Here is a 17596-nt window from a genome sequence, read left to right as displayed (position 1 = left end):
AAATTATTGCTGCCAACCGCCCCCTAAGGCGGTATACAAAGAAATTTCGTTAACCTGACGGGCATAATTCAGGTCGAGTAAAGTTTGTCGGGTTGCAAATAAAGAACGCTCGGCATCCAGCACTTCCAGATAACTTACCGCGCCGTGCTGATATAATGCCCGCGCCCGTTGCAAAGTAATTTGCAGCGACGCCAGATAACGCTGCTGGGCGCTGATTTGATCGTTCAGGCTTTGACGTAATGCCAGCGCATCTGCCACTTCTTTAAAGGCGTTCTGGATTTTCTGTTCATAATTCACTACCGACTGCTGCTGGCGAATTTCGGCGATATCCAGATTGGCCTGGTTGCGTCCGGCATTAAAAATGGGGATCTCAATTTTAGGAATAAAATTCCACATCCCGCTGCTAGCGTTAAATAATGAAGACAGATCGCTGCTGGCGGTTGATATTCCGCTGGTCAGGCTGATAGACGGGAAAAATGCCGCACGCGCAGCGCCAATATTGGCATTAGCCGCCATTAACGCGTGTTCAGCTTCCATAATATCCGGGCGCTGCAATAAGATTTGCGACGACAATCCCGCCGGTAATTTAACGCTTTGCAGGCTGTCGCTGTTTACTGTCTGCGCTTGCGGCAGCTTGCCGTAGCTTCCCAATAACAGTTGCAATGCATTATTCGCCTGCGCCAGTTCCCCCTGACGTTTAGCGATGTCGCTGCGGGTACTTTCAATCACCCCGCGAGCCTGTTCCAGCGCCAGAACATTACTGCTACCTGTCAACAGTTGTTTTTCGACAAACGCATATGACTGCTGATAATTACGCAGCGTTTCTTCGGCTATTTGCAATTGCGCATACGCTAGCTGCTGATTGAAATAACTTTGCGCGACATTAGAAACCAGCAAAATATGCACCGCGCGCTGGGCTTCCTCAGTGGCTAAATAATTTTGGCGCTCGGCTTCGCTCATGTTCTTTAAGCGACCGAAAAAATCGAGATCAAAGCTGGCGTTAAGGCCGGTCGAAAACTCCCGTGTCGTGGCGGTATTCCCTTTAAGATTACCGCTCCAGCTGCCGCTGCCCTCGCCATTGAGCTGTGGGTAGCGGTCGGCATCGGTCAGACGATATTGCGCCCGCGCTTCCTGCACTTTCAGCGTCGCCATGCGCAAATCCCGGTTATTCACCAGCGCCTCGCTAATCAGCGTCTTCACCTGATTATCAATAAAAAAGGTGCGCCAGCCCGCGTTCTGGTAGTTATCTGCTGCGTTAACCAGGCCGTTCTGGCTGAGTGAGAACTGCTTCGGTACGGGCATTGCCGGACGCTGATAATCCGGTGCCAATGAACAACCGGTTAGCGCAAGGGCCACACAAAATGGCAGAAGTTTACAAGGAGACATAGGCACATAATTTCTGGTGATTTTATGCCGCCAACTTTACCCGCCAGGCTCTGATTTTCCGGTGACAGAAAAATGACAAAATTGTCATTTTACCAATAAGCGATTGCCATCTGATCCCGCTACTCTAGAATTGCCCGGGCAACATGTGGAGGAAATATGAAACTGTTGATTGTCGAAGATGAAAAGAAAACCGGAGAATACTTGACCAAAGGGTTAACCGAAGCCGGTTTTGTGGTCGATTTGGCCGACAACGGGCTGAATGGCTACCATCTGGCGATGACCGGAGATTATGATCTGATAATCCTCGATATTATGCTGCCGGACGTGAACGGCTGGGATATCGTGCGCATGTTGCGTTCCGCCAATAAAGGGATGCCGATTCTGTTGCTTACCGCGCTTGGTACCATTGAACATCGCGTCAAGGGGCTGGAGTTGGGGGCGGATGACTATCTGGTGAAGCCGTTCGCTTTTGCTGAACTGCTGGCGCGGGTGCGCACTCTACTGCGGCGCGGGGCGGCGGTAATTATCGAAAGTCAGTTTCAGGTTGCCGATCTGATGGTCGATCTCGTCAGCCGCAAAGTCACCCGCAGCGGCACGCGCATCACTCTGACCAGTAAAGAATTTACTCTGCTGGAGTTTTTCCTCCGCCATCAAGGCGAAGTGCTGCCCCGCTCGCTTATCGCCTCGCAGGTGTGGGACATGAATTTCGACAGCGATACCAACGCCATTGATGTGGCAGTGAAGCGGCTGCGCGGCAAAATCGACAACGACTTTGAGCCGAAGCTGATTCAAACCGTGCGCGGCGTGGGTTACATGCTTGAGGTGCCGGATGGTCAGTAAGCCATTTCAGCGCCCGTTTTCGCTGGCAACCCGCCTGACCTTTTTTATCAGCCTGGCCACCATCGCGGCGTTTTTCGCCTTTGCCTGGATCATGATTCACTCGGTAAAAGTGCATTTTGCTGAGCAGGATATTAATGATTTAAAAGAGATTAGCGCCACACTCAAGCGCGTTCTTAATCATCCCGAAGAGACACAAGCCCGACGCTTAATGACGCTGGAAGATATCGTCAGTGGTTATTCCAATGTGTTGATTTCCCTGGCAGATAGCCAGGGTAAAACGGTGTATCACTCCCCCGGTGCGCCGGATATCCGCGAGTTTACGCGTGACGCCATACCCGATAAAGACACGCGGGGCGGCGAGGTGTATCTCCTTTCCGGCCCGACGATTATGATGCCGGGCCACGGTCACGGGCATATGGAACACAGCAACTGGCGGATGATTAACTTGCCGGTTGGCCCGTTGGTGGACGGCAAACCGATTTATACGCTCTACATCGCGCTTTCGATCGATTTTCATCTTCATTACATAAATGATTTGATGAATAAACTTATTATGACCGCATCGATCATCAGCATCCTGATCGTCTTTATCGTGCTGTTGGCGGTACATAAAGGTCACGCACCGATCCGCAGCGTCAGCCGTCAAATCCAGAACATTACCTCGAAAGATCTCGACGTTCGCCTTGACCCGCAGACCGTGCCCATTGAGCTGGAACAGCTGGTACTGTCGTTCAACCATATGATCGAGCGTATTGAGGATGTCTTTACCCGCCAGTCCAATTTCTCAGCGGATATCGCTCACGAAATTCGCACGCCGATTACCAATCTCATCACGCAAACGGAAATCGCCCTCAGCCAGTCGCGCAGCCAGAAGGAGCTGGAAGATGTGCTCTACTCTAATCTCGAAGAGCTGACGCGAATGGCGAAAATGGTCAGCGATATGCTGTTTCTCGCCCAGGCCGATAACAACCAGTTAATCCCCGAAAAGAAAATGCTCAACCTGGCGGATGAAGTCGGCAAAGTGTTCGATTTTTTCGAGGCATTAGCGGAAGATCGCGGCGTGGAGTTGCGGTTTGTTGGTGACGAGTGTCAGGTTGCGGGCGATCCGCTGATGCTGCGTCGGGCGTTAAGCAACCTGCTTTCGAACGCCCTGCGTTATACGCCGCCCGGAGAGGCAATTGTTGTGCGCTGCCAGACGGTCGATCACCAGGTGCAAGTTACCGTCGAAAACCCCGGTACGCCCATTGCGCCCGAGCACTTACCGCGATTGTTTGACCGTTTCTATCGCGTTGACCCCTCCCGTCAGCGAAAAGGCGAAGGTAGCGGCATTGGTCTGGCGATAGTGAAATCGATAGTTGTCGCGCATAAAGGCACGGTTGCAGTAACGTCAGATGCTCGGGGGACAAGGTTTGTGATTATGCTGCCGGAGAGAGAGTGATTATTAAGTTCAAATTCAGGGCGTGGTGCATCACCTCCTGGTATTGTTGATCAACAAATTAGAGAAAAACTTATTAAACATATGAAATATCGAAGGCTTTTATTTTTCAAAGTTTCACGAGATGTTTGTATATGAAACTTAGTTAAATCTGTGTTTCTTCCAATTGTAGATCACAATGCCCTTTCTAAATTTTCATCGTTATAAACAAGCCATCTATCATATAAAGCAATGAATAATTTAATCGCGATTAATCATCATTAATTGTTATATTATTCACTCAATCTATTTATCAAGTGAATTTGATAAATTCCTAATTTAAAATATCCACTATTGAGCCAGTATTTAACAACGTTAAGATGTGCAATGTGCAGATCATGTTATCAGGGTGGAGCGGTAGCATATATTTCTTATGCAATCATTCATTTTAATAATGTTAATTGGATTATTTATTGCTGTGAATAAAAATATATTATGAATATTGGTTTAACTTTGCGTTTTTGTTACTCGTTGTGATATGCGTACCTGTCCTGAATAACGCCAAGAAACAAGAGGTTGAGCTTGTGATTATTTTTTTGACTGAACAGACACCCGTTTCTGTAAAGTAATATTTAAACAAAATTCTCACATAACCATAGCATTTTCTGTTCCTTCCCTAATAACGTCTGAAGTCGTCCCGCTTATCACATTATCCGCAGTTGTACGGTACGGATCATTATTCATTTTACTGGAGGTTGCTATGTCAACCGGATTACGTTTCACACTGGAAGTGGACGGCCTGCCGCCGGATGCTTTTGCGGTGGTTTCCTTTCATCTGAACCAGTCACTCTCTTCGCTCTTTTCCCTCGATCTCTCCCTGGTCAGCCAGCAGTTTCTCTCCCTTGAATTTGCGCAGGTGCTGGACAAAATGGCCTACCTGACGATATGGCAGGGCGATGAAGTACAGCGCCGGGTGAAAGGCGTGGTGACCTGGTTTGAACTCGGGGAGAACGACAAAAACCAGATGCTGTACAGCATGAAGGTGCACCCGCCGCTGTGGCGTGCCGGTCTGCGCCAGAACTTCCGTATCTTCCAGAACGAGGACATCAAAAGCATCCTCGGCACGATGTTGCAGGAAAACGGGGTGACCGAATGGAGTCCGCTGTTCAGCGAGCCGCATCCTTCCCGTGAGTTTTGTGTCCAGTACGGTGAGACTGATTACGATTTCCTGTGCCGGATGGCGGCGGAGGAAGGCATCTTCTTTTATGAGGAGCATGCTTACAAAAGTACCGACCAGAGCCTGGTGCTGTGCGACACAGTCCGCCATCTGCCCGAATCTTTTGAAATCCCATGGAACCCGAACCCCCGTACCGAGGTGAGCACCCTCTGCATCAGCCAGTTCCGCTACAGCGCACAAATCCGCCCTTCTTCCGTGGTGACCAAAGACTACACCTTTAAACGCCCCGGCTGGGCCGGACGTTTTGAACAGGAAGGCCAGCACCAGGACTACCAGCGCACGCAGTATGAAGTGTATGACTACCCCGGACGTTTCAAGGGTGCCCACGGGCAGAACTTTGCCCGCTGGCAGATGGACGGCTGGCGAAACAATGCAGAAACCGCGCGGGGAATGAGTCGCTCGCCGGAGATATGGCCGGGACGACGAATTGTGCTGACGGGGCATCCGCAGGCGAACCTGAACCGGGAATGGCAGGTGGTGGCAAGTGAACTGCACGGCGAACAGCCACAGGCGGTGCCAAGACGGCAGGGAGCGGGGACGGCGCTGGAGAACCATTTTGCGGTGATCCCGGCAGACAGAACATGGCGACCACAGCCGTTGCTGAAACCGCTGGTCGACGGCCCGCAGAGCGCTGTCGTGACAGGACCGGCAGGCGAGGAAATCTTCTGCGACGAACATGGTCGCGTGCGGGTGAAGTTCAACTGGGACCGTTATAACCCGGCAGACCAAGACAGTTCGTGCTGGATCCGTGTGGCACAGGCGTGGGCAGGCACCGGTTTTGGCCACCTGGCGATACCGCGTGTGGGTCAGGAGGTGATTGTAGACTTCCTCAACGGCGATCCGGACCAGCCGATCATTATGGGGCGCACCTACCACCAGGAAAACCGCACCCCCGGCAGCCTGCCGGGAACAAAGACGCAGATGACCATCCGCTCCAAAACGTACATGGGCAGCGGATTTAATGAGCTGAAGTTTGATGATGCGACAGGGAGAGAACAGGTCTACATCCACGCGCAGAAGAACATGGATACCGAAGTGCTCAACGACCGTACCACCACCGTAAAACACGATCACCGCGAAACCGTAAAAAATGACCAGACAGTCACGATCCAGGAAGGTAACCGCCTTCTTACGGTGGAAAAAGGCCACAAAATCACAGGCGTACTAAAAGGGTCTTTATCTGAGGATGTTTTTCAGGACAGAGGCACGATTGCCGGTTCAGTGCATGTTGACGCTGTAAACAATGGTGGCGAAGGCGACGGTATACAGGCTTATACGGCGATTAAGGAAATTTTGCTGGCCGTGGAGGAAAGCAAAATTGCGCTGACGCCGGATGGCATTCAGCTACAGGTCGGGGAATCGACGGTAATCAGGCTGTCGAAGGATGGCATCACCATCGTGGGCGGTTCTGTTTTCATCAACTGATTCACTCAGATTATCAGGGAGTATTTTATGCAGTTCACTTTTAATGAAGGCCACATTCAACTGCCGTCTCAATGGCAGGATCAGTCAATGCAGGTCCTGGTGTCCACAGATAACAGTGGCATCAACCTGGTCATTACCCGCGAAGCCGTTCCACAGGGAACCCTGACACCAGAGCTGTACCAGGAAACGCTGGCGCTGTACCAGGGCAAACTCGATGGGTACACCGAACATGCCTGCCGGGAAATCACTCTGGCAGAGGCCCCGGCCTGGCTGCTGGATTATTCCTGGAACGGTCCGGAAGATGAAGGGAATCAGGGGCGGATTAGCCAGATAGCCGTATTCCAGCGGCGTGGAGATACGCTGCTGACCTTCACTTTCAGCACCTCCTTATCCCTGAAGAACAGTCAAAAGACGATGCTGCTGGAGGTGATAAAGAGCTTCACCCCGTTGCCACCGGAGAATGACATCCAAAAGGACCAGCCGCGCTGACATAAACGAGGGATAACACATGAGTGAAGGACCAGGCGGGCCACAGGGAGCGACCGCAGGCGGTACGCTGGCAATGCGAATGCTGTCACAGCAGGCGATGGTCGCCAGCCAGATGAAACGGGCAGCCAACGACAAAGCCATTGCACAGATGTTGGCATCAAAAAAGTCTGGCCCCCCCGCCGCCAGGCTGGGCGATGAAATTCAGCACAAGAGTTTTTTGGGGGCGCTGGCAGGGGCCGTGCTGGGGGCGATAGTGACCATCGCAGAAGGTTGCCTGATTATGGCCGCCTGTGCCACCGGCCCTTATGCGCTGGTTCTGGTGCCTGCGCTGATGTATGCCAGCTATAAGGCGAGTGATTATGTGGAGGAGAAACAGAACCAGCTTGAATCATGGATAAACAGCTTTTGTGACACGGACGGCGCCATCAATACCGGTTCTAAAAATGTAAAAATTAACGGAGAGCTGGCCGCACGCGCAGCGGTCACCCTTCCCCCTCCTCCCCCACCAGGAGCAATACCTGAAGTCCCACAGGGGGACCCCTCATGGGGTGATATTGCCACTGACCTGCTTGAATCGGCAGCGGAAAAAGCAGTGCCACTGGCGAAGGCCTGGGGGAACGCTGTTATCACCCTGACGGACAGCAATGCCGGTATTATGGATCGCGTCAGCGCCGGCGCATCGCTTCTGTTTCCCGCCGGTCCGGTATTAATGGAGTTTGCCACCATGGTGGGCGGGCGTGGCGAAATCAAAAAAGACGTGGATTTCCCGGAAGCCGGTGAGGACACGGCGCTCTGCGACAAGGAGAACAAACCACCGAGGATAGCCCAGGGCAGCAGCAACGTCTTTATCAACAATCAGCCTGCCGCGCGCAAGGGCGACAAACTGGAGTGCAGTGCGGCAATCGTGGAAGGTTCGCCGGACGTCTTTATTGGCGGTGAACAGGTGACCTATCTGGATATCCAGCCGGAGTTCCCGCCGTGGCAGAGAATGATCCTGGGGGGAATAACGATAGCCAGCTATCTTCTGCCGCCCGCGGGACTGCTGGGAAAACTGAAGAATCTGGCGAAACTCGGCAAACTGGGAAACCTGCTGGGGAACAGCGGGAAGCTGCTGGGGGCAAAGCTCGGCGCGTTGCTGGGGAAAACAGGTAAGTCGTTAAAAAGTATTGCCAATAAAGTCATCAGATGGGTAACAGATCCTGTCGATCCGGTAACCGGCGCATACTGCGACGAACGTACCGACTTTACGCTGGGCCAGACACTCCCCCTCTCCTTCACCCGTTTCCACAGTTCTGTACTGCCGCTGCATGGCCTGACGGGCGTGGGCTGGAGCGACTCCTGGAGCGAATACGCCTGGGTGCGTGAACAGGGAAACCGGGTGGATATCATCACCCAGGGAACCACGCTGAGATTTGCCTTCGACGGAGACAGTGATACGGCGGTTAACCCGTATCACGCCCAGTATATCCTGCGCCGCCGCGACGATTACCTGGAGCTGTTCGACCGTGATGCCCTGAGCAGCCGCTTCTTTTATGACGCCTTTCCGGGAATGCGCCTGCGCCACCAGGTGACCGGCGATACCAATGATGACCGCCTGGCACACAGCCCCGGTGACCGGATGTACATGCTGGGCGGAATGAGTGACACCGCCAGCAACCGCATCACGTTTGAGCGCGACAGTCAGTACCGGATCACGGGTGTCAGTCACACCGACGGGATCCGGCTTAAACTGACGTACCACGCCAGCGGCTACCTGAAAGCCATTCACCGCACGGATAACGGCATACAGACGCTGGCGACCTACGAACAGGACGAACGGGGACGGCTGACAGAAGCGGATGCGCGGCTGGACTACCACCTGTTTTATGAGTACGACGCTGCGGACCGGATCATCCGCTGGTCCGATAACGACCAGACGTGGAGCCGTTTCACCTACGATGCACAGGGCCGGTGCGTGACCGTCACCGGGGCGGAAGGCTATTACAACGCCACGCTGGACTATGGGGACGGCTGCACCACCGTGACGGACGGCAAGGGCACTCACCGTTATTACTATGATCCTGACGGCAATATTCTGCGGGAAGAAGCGCCGGACGGCAGCACCATCACGTATGAATGGGATGAATTCCATCACCTGCTGGCCCGCCACTCCCCTGCCGGACGGGTGGAGAAATTTGAATACGCCGCCGCACACGGTCAGTTAAGCCGTTACACGGCGGCAGACGGCGTGGAGTGGCAGTACCGCTATGATGAGCGCGGCCTGCTCAGCAACATCACCGACCCTGCCGGGCAGACGTGGACGCAGCAGTGCGATGAACGCGGCCTGCCGGTAAGCCTGGTGTCGCCACAGGGCGAAGAGACCCGGCTGGCGTATACCGCTCAGGGGCTGCTGTCGGGGATATTCCGCCAGGATGAACGGCGTCTGGGCATAGAGTACGACCACCACAACCGGCCGGAAACACTCACCGACGTGATGGGCCGTGAACACCACACCGAATACAGCGGTCACGACCTGCCGGTGAAGATGCGCGGCCCCGGCGGTCAGTCAGTGCGGTTACAGTGGCAGCAGCACCATAAACTGAGCGGCCTTGAGCGCACTGGCACCGGCGCGGAAGGATTCCGCTACGACCGTCACGGCAACCTGCTGGCGTACACGGACGGTAACGGTGTTGTCTGGACAATGGAGTACGGCCCGTTTGATTTGCCGGTGGCGCGAACGGACGGTGAAGGCCACCGCTGGCAGTACCGCTACGATAAAGACACGCTGCAACTGACAGAAGTCATCAATCCGCAGGGCGAGTCATACCGTTATCTTCTGGACAACTGTGGCCGGGTGACGGAAGAGCGCGACTGGGGCGGCGTGGTCTGGCGTTACCGTTATGATGCCGATGGCCTGTGTACCGCCAGGGTTAACGGTCTGGAGGAAACCATCCTCTACAGCCGGGACGCCGCAGGCCGCCTGGCAGAAGTCATCACGCCGGAAGGCAAAACGCAGTATGCGTATGACAAATCCGGCAGGCTGACGGGTATCTTCAGCCCGGACGGCATATCACAGCGCACCGGCTATGACGAACGCGGGCGGGTGAATGTCACCACTCAGGGCCGACGGGGCATTGAGTACCACTACCCCGACGAACACACCGTCATCCGCTGTATCCTGCCACCGGAAGATGAACACGACAGACACCCCGGTGAATCCCTGCTGAAAACCACCTACCGCTACAACGCCGCCGGAGAACTGACGGAGGTTATCCTGCCGGGGGATGAGACGCTGACGTTCAGCCGTGATGAGGCAGGACGTGAAGTGCTCCGGCACAGTAACCGGGGTTTTGCCTGTGAACAGGGCTGGAATGCAGCCGGTCAGCTTACCAGCCAGCGCGCCGGATTTTTCCCGGCGGAAGCCACATGGGGCGGACTGCTCCCCTCACTGGTACGGGAGTACCGTTACGACAGCGCGGGTAATGTGTCGGCTGTCACCAGCCGGGAAGATTACGGACGGGAAACTCGCCGGGAGTACCGGCTGGACCGGAACGGCCAGGTCACGGCGGTGACAGCCTCAGGCACCGGGCTGGGCTATGGCGAAGGCGACGAGACTTATGGCTATGACAGCTGCGGCTACCTGAAGGCGCAGTCTGCGGGCAGGCACCGGATAAGTGAAGAGACTGACCTGTATGCCGGAGGCCACCGGCTGAAACAGGCCGGAAACACGCAGTATGACTATGACGCCGCAGGCCGGATGGTCAGCCGCATAAAACACCGTGACGGCTACCGCCCGGAAACAGAGCGGTTCCGGTGGGACAGCCGTGACCAGCTGACCGGGTATTGCAGCGCACAGGGTGAACAGTGGGAATACCGCCACGACGCCAGCGGCAGACGGACGGAAAAACGCTGCGACCGGAAGAAAATCCGCATCACGTACCTGTGGGACGGCGACAGTATTGCGGAAATCCGGGAATACCGCGATGATAAACTGTACAGCGTACGGCACCTGGTGTTTAACGGCTTTGAGCTGATAAGCCAGCAGTGCAGCCGGGTACGGCAGCCGCATCCGTCCGTGGCCCCGCAGTGGGTGACGCGGACGAATCATGCGGTGAGCGACCTGACGGGCCGTCCGCTGATGCTCTTTAACAGTGAAGGTAAAACCGTCTGGCGACCGGGGCAGACCAGCCTGTGGGGGCTGGCACTCAGCCTGCCCGCAGACACCGGCTACCCGGACCCGCGCGGGGAACTGGACGCGGAAGCCGACCCCGGCCTGCTGTATGCAGGACAGTGGCAGGATGCGGAATCCGGGCTGTGCTATAACCGGTTCCGGTATTACGAGCCGGAAACAGGGATGTACCTGGTGAGTGATCCGCTGGGGTTGCTGGGGGGTGAGCAGACTTACCGGTATGTGCCGAATCCGTGTGGGTATGTTGATCCTTTGGGATTAGCAACATGTCCCATAATCAGACAACGGGTGCTGGCTAACCTTGAAGCCAGTCGGGCAGCAAGGGCTGCATCTAATTTTGGTAAGAAAAATATCTATGATTTTATCAAGGCAACTCAATCTGCTATCCCTGGCACCTCTATCCCAAAATCTTTTGAGATTATAACTGCTAATGGTACTTTCTGGGTACACCCAAATGCTACAAAACATATGGCTGAATATTTGACTCGGAACGGTCTCTCACATTCAACTTCTGTAGAGAGCCAAATAATGTTAACAAGTTTTCACGAAGCTGTAAGTTTGGCTAGTGCTCAAGGTATAAAGTATGAAGAAATGATGAATGTTGGCGGCTGGGAACTAGTATTTAGTCAAGCTAAATCTGACTCGGCTTTATCAGTTATTAAACATGCTCTTTATAAATGACGATTATGCTTACATTAGAAAATGAAACAAACTACAAAGATGTTGTTGTTAATATAGATGAATTTGTACCTTTTGATATAACTTTTGGAAAGGGGAGCGAACAGTGTTTGTACTGGAGAGGCGGCAATGGTAAAAGTTCTTTGGTTGAAGTTGGGTTAAATATGTACAGCGGAGAAGTAAGTAACATCACACTAGCAAATATCGATTCAGGTGAAATTAACATTACAGATGAGATGTTAGCCAACAACCTTCCTGAAATACAAGGGTCTGTTATATTTCAGACAAGCGAGTGGCTTAATAAAGACATTTCCGAATACTCAAACAGATTTATTGATGATTTTGATTGCAATATCAAGTTAATAATTGGTAGTAATTACATTAAATTATTATTTAAAAAAGCAACAAATCCCATTTGTTATATCATTAATAGGAATATAAGATTTGGTTTTTCTTTGAGTAGGGAACTTTCGACATTGGAAATATTAGACCTCAATCAAGAAAAATTAGATATTCTAAAGTTATTTAAATAGTTTTAGTGTTTGAAACTTACCGAGAGATGATAGCTATGAATGAATACAAAAACATCCATCTTGGAGGAAACAATGGAATGTTAATCCATTAAAAAACATACTTCAATATCTTTAGTGAAGAAAGAGTTGTATGAAAGAAATATATCTTATGTGAGCGACATGATGCATGCTAATTATATTATTGGCCGGAAATTTTATGATGATAGCAAAAAGGAGGGGTTATTTCTGTAAGAATGGATATACCCGCAGGGTTTGAACCAGACATTTATTTGTTGAAGTCTAAGATCCAAATGGAAGCATTTATATCCCTCAGATATTATGCGTTGACGGGTTGATAAAGATACTTTTAGAGGGTTAATAAATGGAGAACGTATAATAAATCTCTTAAACAAACTATAACCTGTACTAATGAAAAAAATGGGAATAGATAAGTTAATAGCCTATTCTAAAAATGGTAAAGTGGTTTTACTTCCAAAATAATGGAGTTTAGTATGAAAATCGAAGCTAATTCCCTTACTCATCCCTATGACTACAACGCCTCACTGAACAATTATTTACATTATTTTGAGAATTTCTCTCGTAATGACTGGAATAAAGATTCATGTGGAGGATATTTTACTTTTAGAGATGATGACAGAGAGTGTGTTTTGTTTTTTGTGAATTATGGTGATAATTTTTCATTGCGCTATGATTGTACACAAAGTTCTGATGGAATAGTGTCATGCTGGTATAGTAACCATGAAGATGATAAAATGAATATCATCGTCGATGCTGATACAGAACAATTTATCCCTTTAGGTTCTTGCTTACCTCCTGATATTACTTTATCAGTAATAAAAGATTTTTTCAAAAATCCTTTAGAGAAATCAAAAAAAGTAAAATGGATGAATGCAGATGACATTGACTGGTCATCTGTGTATTAAAGTTGGATTGGATAATTATCTGTTTCAAAAATCATTAAATTTAGAACCTATCTGTTCAACAGAGCTGCCTTGAACAGCAGGTTCTTTTATGATGTCCAGGAGCGAATATGCCTGTGATGTCTGGCACTCAGCATCTGACTGACCTGGACTACTGATCCTACTCACACAGGGAGCTAGACCTGGAAGCAACCTACTGTAAGCAGTGCAGTAGCAGCCCACCTCACATCAGTCCTTGCAAGGTGTGGGCCTTTGTGATCTTGCTCTGTATTGCTGAGATCCTCAGGAAGGACTCGAAATTTAATCAGGAAGGCCGTTGCTAAAAATCAAAAAATAAATTCAAGAGCAATTTCTAAAACTTTTGAATCTACTGTATCGGATGAGGTTTTCACTCCTTTCCAAAAGGTGAGTTTTCAAGCATTCAAGTTTCTGTTATGACCAAAACTTCACCATTTAACACTAATCCGAGTATTATGTTACCATGAAGAAAAAAGATATTAGATTTGCAATATCCATTAACTCCAACTCAAGTAAGATAGAATTAATGGAAAAATTAAAAACATAATCCCAGGGCTTATTGAAATAACTCCCAGTGCATTAAGAGAAGAAAAAACATGGTAGTTATTGAAGATAATGATCTTTATGACCCTATAAAAGCAGAGGGAGTTGATGGATGGATGTATTATAAATTCATATTATCCATATTCCCATTAAAGGGAGTAGACACAACATTAGAATATCAACGGGAATTATCTTTTCTTTTCTTAAAGAAATTAAAAGATGCGGGTCTGTTAGGTGAACTTATATGCGAGGATGATTTTCATGACTGATGACCTCTACATATATCCTCAGTTCGTGGCTGGTATTACATGATCTGACAGGGAAAGATCGTAGCGAAATCAAAAAAGACGTGGATTTCCCGGAATCCGGTGAAGACACAGCGCTCTGCGACAAGGAGACTAAACCGCCGAGGATAGCCCAGGGCAGCAGCAACGTTTTTATCAACAATCAGCCCGCCGCGCGCAAGGGGGACAAACTGGAGTGCAGTGCGGCGATCGTGGGAGGTTCGCCGGACGTCTTTATTGGGGGTGAGCAGGTCACCTATCTGGATATCCAGCCGGAGTTCCCGCCGTGGCAGAGAATGATCCTGGGGGGAATAACGATAGCCAGCTATCTTCTGCCGCCAGCGCAGGGAAAGATCACGTAACGCTGCTTTTTTGTACTAAATAATTCGCACTAAATGTTCAATAATTGAGATATTCCTTATTACCTAAATACAGTTCCACCAAGATTACCTAAACCCAAATGAGGTAAAAGATAGTGGGTATGAATAAAAATGAAATCCATTTCCCTATAGGATATGGTTGGTTGAATGAAAAAAAAATTATTGGCACCAGTGAATTTAGCCAATTAGAACCATGGTTTTATCTAGATGAGAACAGGTGTTTTTTTGCGAATAAAAAATGGCCAAATGTCATAGGTGAACAATTATTCGCTTTTGCTAAACGTCAAGATAATGATGAATTGGCTTGTTTCAAAATTAATGAATCTGGAGTCTGTGAGGGTGTTTATTTAATTAATGGGTGGACTCCTAACGGGTTTGATATTATACAATTTTACCCTGATTTTTGGGAATGGGTACATTTGGTTATACAAGATGTCTCGGAGTGGATTGATAATAAAGGATAATTTGAAACAAAAGTAAAAAACCGCCTTCATTGAAGGTAACGTGGAGTGGTGGGCGGAGCAGCCTGCCCGCAGACACAGACTACCCGGACCCGCGCGGGGAGCGGGACGCGGAAGCCGACCCCGGCCTGCTGTATGCAGGACAGTGGCAGGATGCGGAATCCGGACTGTGCTATAACCGGTTCCGGTATTACGAGCCGGAAACCGGGATGTACCTGGTGAGTGATCCCCTGGGGTTGCTGGGGGGTGAGCAGACTTACCGGTATGTGCCTAATCCTAGTGGGTATGTTGATCCTCTGGGATTAGCAACGTGTCCTATACTCAGACAGTGGGCGCTGACTAACCTTGAAGCCAGTCGGGCAGCAAGGGCTGCATCTAATTTTGGTAAGCCTCTGGTCCAGCGAAATAAAACGATTGGCGATAAAGTAAGGGATATGATTGCCAAAGAGAGGGGAACCACTCTAATTGAACAAAATTATAGAGTGACAGGAGGATTAAAGCGTATTGACGTTGTTGATGGAGTAACGGGTATAGAATCTAAAGTCGGTCGAACAGGGTTAACAACCCGAGTACGGCAAGAGGTAGCGCGGGATATTAAGATTTTGAGAAGTGAGCAACTTGATCAAATTGAATGGGTGTTTACAAGAAGTTCAACTACAGGGAAGATTGGGCCAACTAAACCACTTGAAGATCTTTTAAATAAACATGGTATACCGATTATTTATCGATAAGGAGTGATAGTGTGAAACTCAAACCGATTGGTGACTTTTTAAACAAAAATGGGTTTATAAAAAATGGTAACAATGATTTTTATAAAGTTCATGATAAGTTTGTAAATTGTATAAATTTTCAAAAAAAGAGTACAGGTGATATTTTTTTTATAAACACAGGTGTTCATCCTGTGTTCGAAAATTTTTGCAATGAACCACCGAAAAAAGAAATAGATTGTTACATCCGTAACCGTGTGTGTGATGGACTAAGTATATCTTTGCTGCATTCTTTTGAAGGTAGTGAGTTTGTTATCAGTGAGATAAAAAACAAAGCGTTTTGTTTTTTTGAATACTTTGATTCATTGAATAAAATATTCGATGCTATTCGTGTTGTAGATATTGAAGAGAGAAATATTTGCGATGAGCTAAGTGGTGTAAGCAGCGTAAGATTAGCTTTGATGTGTATGAACTACCAGTATGAGAAAAAAAATTTAGCCTTGTTTCTGATTTTGCGAACTATGGTCTTGCTATATCTAGAGGCCCGGTACCGAAAAAAGCATTTAAGGATATGATAAAAATAACAGAGTGATACCTAATCCGGTGTAATACTTGCTGCCTGTGTACCGCGAAGATTAACGGCCGGGAGGAAACTATTCTCTACAACCGGGACGCCACAGGCCGCCTGGCAGAAGTCATCACGCCGGAAGGCAAAACGCAGTATGCGTATGACAAATCCGGCAGGCTGACGGGTATCTTCAGCCCGGACGACACATCACAGCGCACCGGCTATGAAGAACGCGGGCGGGTGAATGTCACCACTCAGGGCAGGGAAAGATCATCCAAAGTACACTTTTTGTACTAAATAATTCGCATTTTATGTTTAAAAATGGAGATATTCCTCATTACCTAAAGCTGTTTTTTATTGCTTATACATGATCAAATACTCCTTACATAATTAAGGAGAACAAAATGGAACTTAAAAAATTGATGGAACATATTTCTATTATCCCCGATTACAGACAAGCCTGGAAAGTGGAACATAAATTATCGGATATTCTGCTGTTGACTATTTGTGCCGTTATTTCGGGTGCAGAAGGCTGGGAAGATATAGAGGATTTTGGGGAAACACATCTCGATTTTTTGAAGCAATATGGTGATTTTGATAATGGTATTCCTGTTCACGATACCATCGCCAGAGTTATATCCTGTATCAGTCCTTCAAAATTTCACGAGTGTTTTATTAACTGGATGCGAGATTGCCATACTTCAGATGATAAAGACGTCATCGCAATTGATGGAAAAACACTCCGGCATTCTTATGACAAGAGTCGCCGCAAGGGAGCGATTCATGTCATTAGTGCGTTCTCAACAATGCACAGTCTGGTCATCGGACAGATCAGGACGGATGAGAAATCCAATGAAATTACAGCTATCCCTGAACTTCTTAACATGCTGGATATTAAAGGAAAAATCATCACAACTGATGCGATGGGTTGCCAGAAAGATATTGCAGAGAAGATACAAAAACAGGGCGGTGATTATTTATTTGCTGTAAAAGGAAACCAGGGGCGGCTAAATAAAGCCTTCGAGGAAAAATTTCCGCTGAAAGAATTAAATAATCCAGAGCATGACAGTTACGCCATTAGTGAAAAGAGTCACGGCAGAGAAGAAATCCGTCTTCATATTGTTTGCGATGTCCCTGATGAACTTATTGATTTCACGTTTGAATGGAAAGGACTGAAGAAATTATGCGTGGCAGTCTCTTTTCGGTCAATAATAGCAGAACAAAAGAAAGAGCCAGAAATGACGGTCAGATATTATATCAGTTCTGCTGATTTAACCGCAGAGAAGTTCGCCACAGCAATCCGAAACCACTGGCGCGTGGAGAATAAGCTGCACTGGCGTCTGGACGTGGTAATGAATGAAGACGACTGCAAAATAAGAAGAGGAAACGCCGCAGAATTATTTTCAGGGATACGGCACATCGCTATTAATATTTTAACGAATGATAAGGTATTCAAGGCAGGGTTAAGACGTAAGATGCGAAAAGCAGCCATGGACAGAAACTATCTCGCGTCAGTCCTTGCGGGGAGCGGGCTTTCGTAATCTT

At 49.0% G+C, this 17596-nt stretch carries 12 protein-coding genes and 3 pseudogenes; 14 read left to right on the top strand and 1 reads right to left on the bottom strand.

Features of this window, described 5'->3' with window-relative positions:
- Positions 1-3 precede the first annotated feature (3 nt).
- A complete protein-coding gene (cusC, locus tag ACJHWK_RS20245; protein WP_000074187.1) occupies positions 4-1386 on the bottom strand; it encodes a Cu(+)/Ag(+) efflux RND transporter outer membrane channel CusC in 1383 nt (460 codons plus the stop codon).
- A 156-nt stretch (positions 1387-1542) separates the two neighbouring features.
- Here cusC and cusR point away from each other — a divergent pair, with 156 nt between their 5' ends.
- The 14 genes and pseudogenes from cusR to ACJHWK_RS20175 all read left to right on the top strand — a co-directional run bounded on the left by cusR (position 1543) and on the right by ACJHWK_RS20175 (position 17592).
- Positions 1543-2226: a copper response regulator transcription factor CusR gene (cusR, locus tag ACJHWK_RS20240; RefSeq protein ID WP_000770953.1), complete on the top strand. Its 684-nt coding sequence runs from the start codon at positions 1543-1545 to the stop codon at positions 2224-2226.
- Complete coding sequence (cusS, locus tag ACJHWK_RS20235) at positions 2216-3664, top strand: Cu(+)/Ag(+) sensor histidine kinase CusS (RefSeq protein WP_020233798.1); 1449 nt, start codon at positions 2216-2218, stop codon at positions 3662-3664. Before cusR ends, cusS begins: the two co-directional genes overlap by 11 nt.
- A gap of 736 nt (positions 3665-4400) precedes the next feature.
- Positions 4401-6302 carry a type VI secretion system tip protein VgrG gene (locus ACJHWK_RS20230; protein ID WP_170886349.1) on the top strand — a complete coding sequence of 634 codons (1902 nt, stop codon included), beginning with the start codon at positions 4401-4403 and terminating at the stop codon, positions 6300-6302.
- 27 nt (positions 6303-6329) lie between these two features.
- The gene (locus ACJHWK_RS20225) at positions 6330-6791 is read left to right on the top strand and encodes a DcrB-related protein (RefSeq protein ID WP_001160804.1); all 462 of its coding nucleotides are present in this window, start codon (positions 6330-6332) and stop codon (positions 6789-6791) included.
- Positions 6792-6810: 19 nt separating this feature from the next.
- A complete protein-coding gene (locus ACJHWK_RS20220; RefSeq protein WP_115202073.1) occupies positions 6811-11640 on the top strand; it encodes an RHS repeat-associated core domain-containing protein in 4830 nt (1609 codons plus the stop codon).
- Positions 11641-11645: 5 nt separating this feature from the next.
- A complete protein-coding gene (locus ACJHWK_RS20215; RefSeq protein WP_001370340.1) occupies positions 11646-12170 on the top strand; it encodes a hypothetical protein in 525 nt (174 codons plus the stop codon).
- 491 nt (positions 12171-12661) lie between these two features.
- Complete coding sequence (locus ACJHWK_RS20210; protein WP_001522501.1) at positions 12662-13093, top strand: hypothetical protein; 432 nt, start codon at positions 12662-12664, stop codon at positions 13091-13093.
- 611 nt (positions 13094-13704) lie between these two features.
- The gene (locus tag ACJHWK_RS20205; RefSeq protein WP_000260286.1) at positions 13705-13920 is read left to right on the top strand and encodes a hypothetical protein; all 216 of its coding nucleotides are present in this window, start codon (positions 13705-13707) and stop codon (positions 13918-13920) included.
- A gap of 59 nt (positions 13921-13979) precedes the next feature.
- Positions 13980-14279: pseudogene (locus ACJHWK_RS20200) on the top strand (PAAR domain-containing protein); the annotation flags it as partial.
- A gap of 137 nt (positions 14280-14416) precedes the next feature.
- A complete protein-coding gene (locus ACJHWK_RS20195) occupies positions 14417-14779 on the top strand; it encodes a hypothetical protein (RefSeq protein ID WP_001038643.1) in 363 nt (120 codons plus the stop codon).
- Between the two features lie 59 nt (positions 14780-14838).
- Positions 14839-15507 (top strand): annotated as a pseudogene (locus tag ACJHWK_RS20190) (RHS repeat-associated core domain-containing protein); the annotation flags it as partial.
- Between the two features lie 11 nt (positions 15508-15518).
- Positions 15519-16058 carry a DUF4304 domain-containing protein gene (locus tag ACJHWK_RS20185; RefSeq protein ID WP_001522496.1) on the top strand — a complete coding sequence of 180 codons (540 nt, stop codon included), beginning with the start codon at positions 15519-15521 and terminating at the stop codon, positions 16056-16058.
- A gap of 44 nt (positions 16059-16102) precedes the next feature.
- A pseudogene (locus ACJHWK_RS20180) lies at positions 16103-16339 on the top strand (hypothetical protein); the annotation flags it as partial.
- A gap of 116 nt (positions 16340-16455) precedes the next feature.
- Positions 16456-17592 (top strand): ISAs1 family transposase, encoded by a 1137-nt coding sequence (locus ACJHWK_RS20175; RefSeq protein WP_021523035.1) that lies wholly within the window; start codon positions 16456-16458, stop codon positions 17590-17592.
- The last annotated feature ends 4 nt before the right edge of the window (positions 17593-17596 follow it).

The sequence above is a fragment of the Escherichia sp. WS547 genome (assembly GCF_046486065.1).
GTDB classification, from domain to species: domain Bacteria; phylum Pseudomonadota; class Gammaproteobacteria; order Enterobacterales; family Enterobacteriaceae; genus Escherichia; species Escherichia coli.
The sequence above is the reverse complement of the archived record's forward strand: the minus strand, read 5'-3'. Positions and strand labels throughout refer to the sequence as shown.